This is a genomic window from Mesorhizobium sp. B2-4-1 (assembly GCF_006442185.1).
Classification (GTDB): Bacteria; Pseudomonadota; Alphaproteobacteria; order Rhizobiales; family Rhizobiaceae; genus Mesorhizobium.
This window is the reverse complement of record NZ_VFVN01000016.1, coordinates 92,150-98,562: the sequence shown is the minus strand read 5'-3', so window position 1 is coordinate 98,562 and position 6,413 is coordinate 92,150. Positions and strand designations below refer to the sequence as shown.

4 protein-coding genes are annotated in these 6,413 nt (G+C 63.7%); 2 read left to right on the top strand and 2 right to left on the bottom strand.

Features of this window, described 5'->3' with window-relative positions; genetic code table 11:
• The first annotated feature begins 450 nt into the window (after positions 1 to 450).
• Positions 451 to 2,421 (top strand): M23 family metallopeptidase, encoded by a 1,971-nt coding sequence (locus FJ949_RS28205; RefSeq protein ID WP_181168324.1) that lies wholly within the window; start codon positions 451 to 453, stop codon positions 2,419 to 2,421.
• A 17-nt stretch (positions 2,422 to 2,438) separates the two neighbouring features.
• Here the strand turns inward: FJ949_RS28205 and FJ949_RS28200 are convergent, their stop codons facing one another.
• The gene (locus tag FJ949_RS28200) at positions 2,439 to 3,992 is read right to left on the bottom strand and encodes an MFS transporter (RefSeq protein ID WP_140500947.1); all 1,554 of its coding nucleotides are present in this window, start codon (positions 3,990 to 3,992) and stop codon (positions 2,439 to 2,441) included.
• A gap of 182 nt (positions 3,993 to 4,174) precedes the next feature.
• Between FJ949_RS28200 and FJ949_RS28195 the strand changes: the two genes are divergently transcribed.
• The gene (locus tag FJ949_RS28195; RefSeq protein WP_140500945.1) at positions 4,175 to 4,807 is read left to right on the top strand and encodes a TMEM175 family protein; all 633 of its coding nucleotides are present in this window, start codon (positions 4,175 to 4,177) and stop codon (positions 4,805 to 4,807) included.
• Between the two features lie 113 nt (positions 4,808 to 4,920).
• Here FJ949_RS28195 and FJ949_RS28190 read toward each other — a convergent pair whose 3' ends face one another.
• The gene (locus tag FJ949_RS28190) at positions 4,921 to 6,408 is read right to left on the bottom strand and encodes a L,D-transpeptidase family protein (RefSeq protein ID WP_140500943.1); all 1,488 of its coding nucleotides are present in this window, start codon (positions 6,406 to 6,408) and stop codon (positions 4,921 to 4,923) included.
• Between the last annotated feature and the right edge of the window lie 5 nt (positions 6,409 to 6,413).

Sequence of the window (6,413 nt, the reverse complement as noted above, 5' to 3'; positions counted from 1 at the left end):
CGGCGCACCGCCCTCGTTCGTGAGGCGTATATAGTCGCCACCCCGACAAACTGTCAACACCGATCTCAGATGTTTTTGAATTTTTTGCGACAGAAATTTCAGGCCCGATTTGTCGATAGCCGGCTGCCGTTGGGGAACAGGACGCCAGGGAGTATCCAGCCACGGAGGAGCCCTATTGCCGCCGCATTGCCGTTCGACACCAGAACCAACAAAGCGGGCGCGGCGCAGCGGCGCGGTGCCTCTTTTGAAAGCCTCATATAGAGGTGTGCGATGAGCCCTCGAGAGAGGGAAACGCCGCCCTCTTTGCAGAGCGTTCTATAAGAGAAGCGCGCGAGGGGAATTCGACCGGGGCCCGAGGCTTCGTTGACTTAACCTGCCGTGACAGGCAAATGTCATGGCCACAACAAAAGCGACAAGCCGTTCCGCCCGGGGAAAAAGCAGCCTTTCTGGATGCCAGATACGGAAGATGTCATAGCCGAACTCGGCAACGAGCCGCCGCTTATCGCGGACGGCCGCAGTGGCCCACCCGACCGGCGCGAGGTTTCCGCGCGCTGGCTGTCGGGGACATTCTTGACCGGCGTGACCTCAAGCGTGCTGATGGGCGTGGCGCTGTTCGCCGCCCTCGACGGGCGCCAGCAACTGGCGACGCCACCCGAGATCGCCGAACTGATCGGCCTTGCCGGCAATGGCGATTCGGGCGAGATGGCCAAGACCACCAGGCTGGTGGCGCCGCGCCAGATCGCCAAGGCCAAGGACCGTCGACGCATGGAAGTGTCGATGGTCACCAAGGTCGGCGACCGCGATGTCATCCACACCATGCCTTTCGTGCAGATCAAGATGGCATTGGCGGCTGGCCATACCACCAACCGGCCCTACCCGCCCTTCGATCCGATGCAGGTGTTCGGCGACGACGGTGACGATGCATCGGCGCAACCGGCGACGGCCGCCGCTGCGCCGGGCCAGATCTACGGCACCAAGGTCGAAAGCGAAATGAGCCTGAAGACCGTCGACTTCCCCATTGAAACGGCTTCCTTCGATGAAAAGAGCGACCTTTCCGCCGATGAGGTGGAAAAGGTAGTGCGCGAGGCCGGCACCGATCTCAGCGACGGCGCCGTCCAGGTCGCTTCGCTCCACTATGTCGACCCGCAGCGATTTGGCGAGGCGTTTGCCGAGAGCATGGCCGGCTCCTACGACGTCAGGATCGTGCCGGAGAACGTTTCGGTCGCGCCACGTGCCAACGCCGATGACCAGGCACCGGCCTTCGCCGAGGAAATCATCCCTTTCACCAAGGATCTCGCCATCACGGAAGCCTTCGCAGATTCGGGCTATACGGGCGAGGACGCCGCCGGCATGGCCGAGGCGATCACCAAGCTCTTGAACGCCCCGGCGCTCAAGGCTGGAACCGTGCTGCGTGTTGGTCTCGAGGTCCATGGCGACGCCGCCAAGGTCGTGCGCACCAGCGTCTACGATCGGACCCAGCATATCGTCACCATAGCGCTCGACGATCGCGGCCAGTATGTGCCGGCGCAGGAACCGGAGCCCAATCCGGAGTTGCTGACGGCGTTCGATGATTCGTCGGCGCCAGTGGTGGTGCGCGGCAACCTGCCCAACGTCTATGACGGCATCTACCGCGCCGCCTATTCCTACGGCATGTCCAAGGCCATGACGCAGCGGCTCATCAAGCTGTTGGCTTCCGATGTCGACTTCCAGTCCCGCCTCAATCCGGCCGACCGTCTCGAAGTGCTGTTCTCGCAGCCCGACGGCGACGACCAGACCTCGGACAATTCCGAACTGCTTTACGTCTCGGCGACCTTCGGCGGGCAGACGCGCAATTTCTACCGCTTCCAGATGCAGGACGGCAGCACGGATTATTTCGACGAGGACGGCTCGAGCGCCCAGCAGTTCCTGCTGCGCAATCCGTTGCCGGCCGGAAAGTTCCGCTCCGGCTTTGGCGCGCGCAGGCACCCGATCCTCGGCTATGTCCGCATGCATACCGGCGTCGACTGGGCAGCCCCCATCGGCACGCCGATCATCGCCGCGGGCAATGGCGTCATCGAGAAGGTCGGCTGGGCCGGCGGCTATGGCAAGCAGATCATCATTCGCCATGCCAACGGCTATGAGACCTCCTACAATCACCAGAGCGCTTTTGCCAAAGGCATCGAACCGGGCGTTCACGTCCGCCAAGGCCAGACCATCGGCTATCTCGGCCAGACCGGCCTCGCCACCGGCCCGCATCTTCACTACGAGCTGATCGTCAATGGCACCAAGGTCGATCCGATGCGCGTCCGCCTGCCGGTCGGCAAGGTGCTGAAGGGCGAGGACCTTGTCGCCTTCAAGCGTGAACGCGAGCGCATCGACGACCTGCTGAAGCAGGAAGACAGTGATTCGCTGAAGGTCGCGAGCGCCAAGATCGAAGGATAGTTCCTTCGATCCACCCGTCAGTCGCGAGGGTTTTCGGCGGGCCGGCGCCATGGCAATGATTCGCCTGAAATCGTCATCCAGGCGATGACAGCCGAAAGCAGGCAAAGCAGCGCCGTTACAAAGGAAACAGCCGAGAATGCGGCGTCGCTGGCGGCAAGCCGTGCGGCGTCGACAGCCGGGGCCAGTCCGGTCGTCGCCGGTTCACCGAACCCCGGCACGCCGGGCAAGGCGCTGCCATCCAGGGCCTTCGCGTAGACCCAGGCGGCAAGCGACCCCATAGCCGCAACCGCAATCAGGCCGCCTATGCGCGAGACGGCATTGTTGATACCGGAGGCCGCGCCCGTATCCTTGTCTTCCACCGCCGTCATGATCGCGGTCGACAGCGGCGACACCACCAGCGCCATGCCGAACCCCATCAGCGCCATCAGCGGAAATGTTCCGGTCCAGAAATTGTGGATACCGGCATGCGTCAACAAGCCAAGCCCGGCGAAGGCGAAGGCAACCACCAGACTGCCGCTGGCGATCGGAAAACGCGGTCCGATCCGGTCGGACCACTGGCCGACAGGCCCAGACAGCAGTGCGATCAATGCAGACAGCGGCAGGAAGATAAAGCCGACCTCGGCCGTGCTCAGCCCCCAGCCGGCGATCAAAAGCATGGGCAGGTAGAAAAGATTGGCCGACAGCGCGAAATAGAGAAAGAAGGTCGCGAGATTGGCGCCGGCGAAGGCGCCGATGCGAAACAGATTGAGATCGATCATCGGCTCGCGCTGCCGGCGCTCGTAGAAAATGAAGACAAAAAGCAGGACCACGCCGGCAACGATTGCCGAACCCGACATGAATCCGGCAGCCTCCGCGTTCATCGCCGTCAGCCCGTAGGCCAGCAACCCGAAGGCCAGTGTCGCCAGCGCCGCGCCGCCAAGATCGAGGCTGCGCTTTTCGGTCGGCCGATCCGCCGGGATCTTGGCGAGCAGCAGGTAGATCGAAACCAGCCCAAGCGGCAGGTTGATGGCAAATATCGCACGCCAGATTCCATTGCCAAGGGTCGACAACACGAAACCGCCCAGCACCGGACCGAGTGCCGTGGTCAGCGCCGAAGCGGCGGCCCAGATGCCGATTGCGCGGCCGCGCTCCTTTTTCGGATAGGCCTTGGCGATGATGGCAAGGCTTCCCGGCACCATGATCGCAGCGCCGACGCCCTGGATTGCACGAAACGCGATCAGCACCGCCGGATTGGGCGCCAGCGCGCAGGCCAATGAAGCGGCGATGAACAGCGCGATGCCGGCGACGAAGGCGCGGCGCAGGCCGAAGCGGTCGCCCGCAGCACCGCCGGCAAGGATGAGCGCCGAAAGCGTCAGCCCATAGGCATTGGATATCCACTGCGCTTGCGCCAGGCTGGCGCCGAGATCGACGCGGATTGCCGGCGTGGCGATGGCAAGGATCGAACCGTCGATGAAACCAAGCGCTGAAGCCAGGATCGCGGCGATCAGCACATAGCGCCGCTGCGACTGCGGGCAGAACGTACCGTTGGCGGTCGGCGGCGGGACGGCAGCGGCTTTGCTCGGTGAATGCATGCAACCTGCATAAACCCGCGGCGCGCCTGCAACAACCAGCCAGCGGTCCCGGTCGTTGAAACCAGCTGCGCAGCCACCTGGCCGCATTGGCAGGTGCCGGCCCACGCAGGTGCAAACAAGCGCCGGCATGCTAAGCTTTCACGCGGCATCGGACGGAGCCGATCAGACAGGGGAGAAAATCGATGAAGCGACCGCTCGAACCATCCCAGTCCGGGCTCCACCGCGTCGTCGGGCTGACCGACGGCGTCTTCGCCATCGCGCTGACCCTGATCGTTCTGGAGATTCGTGTACCGACGCACGAGGCGATCCATTCCGAAGGCGATCTCCTCGACGCCGTCCTGGCGTTGGCGCCGCGCTTCCTGACCTATGCGCTTTCCTTCCTGACGCTGACCATCTTCTGGTTCGGCCAGCAGGCGCAGCATGGGTTGATCACCAGATCCGACAGGCGGCTGGCAACGCTCAATTTGTGCTTTCTCGCCTTTATCGCCCTGCTGCCGTTCTCGACCGATCTTCTGGCCGACTTCCTCGAATTCAGAACCGCGGTCGCCGTCTATTGGCTCAATCTGCTGATGCTCGGCGTCACCCTGATCGCCAGCTGGCGCTATGCGGAGAAAAATGGCTTTCTGGCGGATGACGTCGACCTCGAAACGAAACGCACGGTCTACCTTCGCATCGTCAAGGCGCAGCTTCTGTGGGCGGTCGGCGCCCTGCTCTGTCTGGTCACCCCGCTGCTCAGCGTCGGCTTCATTCTCATGGTGCAGCTGATTTATGCCGCGACACCGAGCGCGAAATGGTTGCGCAGGATGATCGGGTAGAGCAATTCCAGGAAAAACGTGGCGGTTTCCCGGGAAAAGCGCGCAGCGCCGGAGCGGCTCGGAAGTCCATCGAACACTGAACCGCTCTAACCAGCGACGAACGCCGCATCGTCTCAGTCGACGAATTCCACCGTCACGCCGGGCGAAACCAGCTTGGCCAGCTCGCGGGCATCCCAATTGGTTAGTCGCACGCAACCATGGCTTTCGGTCTTGCCGATCTTCGAGGGATCCGGCGTGCCATGGATGCCGTAGGTCGGCTTGTCCAACGCGATCCACACCGAGCCGACAGGGCCATTCGGGCCGGGCGGAATGGTCAGGACCTTATTGTTCTCGCCCTGTTTGAAATTGATGTTGGGGTTGTAGGTGTAGTTCGGATCGAGCGCGACACGGGACACGGCATGAATGCCGGACGGCGACGGCGTGTCGGACGAGCCGATGGTGGCGGGATAGGCCGCGACCAGCTTGCCCGCCGTATCATAGGCAAAGACCTCTTTCTTGCCCTTGTCGGCGACGATACGAGCCACCGGCGACGACACCAGTCTGCCGAAATTGGCAACCTTGATGATCGTTCCGGGACGGTTGAAATTGGCCTCCGGGTTGAGCGCCTTGAGATAGTTCTCGTCCATGTGGAAGCGCTCGGCAAGCGCTTCCGTGACCGACGTATAGCCCATGCGGTCGAGCTGCGCCTTCTGGCTGTAATCTTCCGGGATCGACGCAACATAGGGACCGGCCGCATCCTCCGGCGTGATCGTGTAGTTGGCCAAGGCATCGCCGCCCGATTGTGCAAGGGCCGCCTGGATGCCGACGGCGTCGGTCGATCGCAGATTGCTGCCGGTGATCTGGTTGTAGGCAGCCAGCGCCTTGTCGACATTCGAACCGAAGCGCCCGTCGATGACGCCAGGCGAAGCGCCGCCGCGATCAAGCAGCACCTGCAGAGCCGCGACATCCTGGCGTGCTCCGAGCGAAAGCGACGGGTCGACCACAGTCTTGCCGCCTGCTTTCGGCGGTAATCCCGCCTCGTCTGCGGGCGCCGGCTGCGCGGCGGGAGCCGTGGGCTCGACCGGCTCTATCGAGGCCTCGTTCAGCGGCTGGCGCTTGATGGAGGGCGGCGTTGCCGGCTGGGGCGCTTCCGGATAGTTGTCGTAGACGCCGTCGCCGCCGGGGGCCGGCGGGTAGGCCTCGACGGAATTGTCGCCATAGGGATCATATCCCTGGACGGGCGGCGCGATGACCCGGCCTTCGTCTTCCATCTGCCTGCGGCGGAAGCGTGCCATGTCTTCCGGATCGTCGAGATAGTAGCGGTCGTCGTCGGCGGGAACGCGGCCGAGTTCGCGCAGCCGTGTCTCGCGGCGCAGCGCGCGTCGGTCGAGCCTGGTCTGCGGCGGTTGGATGGCGATGACCTTGCCCGTGTCCGCATCGACGATGACGCGGTTGCCCCTGGCGTCGTAATAGATGTCGAGATTGCCGTCCTGGGCCAGCAGGATGCCGCCGTCAGCGGGGCGGACGACCCGCGGCGAAGCGTCCTCGGTCGGCGCGGCGAACGCGCTTGAAAACGCCAGTCCGGCCGCAAGTGCCGAAAGGGTGAAGATCGTCCGCAACATCGTGG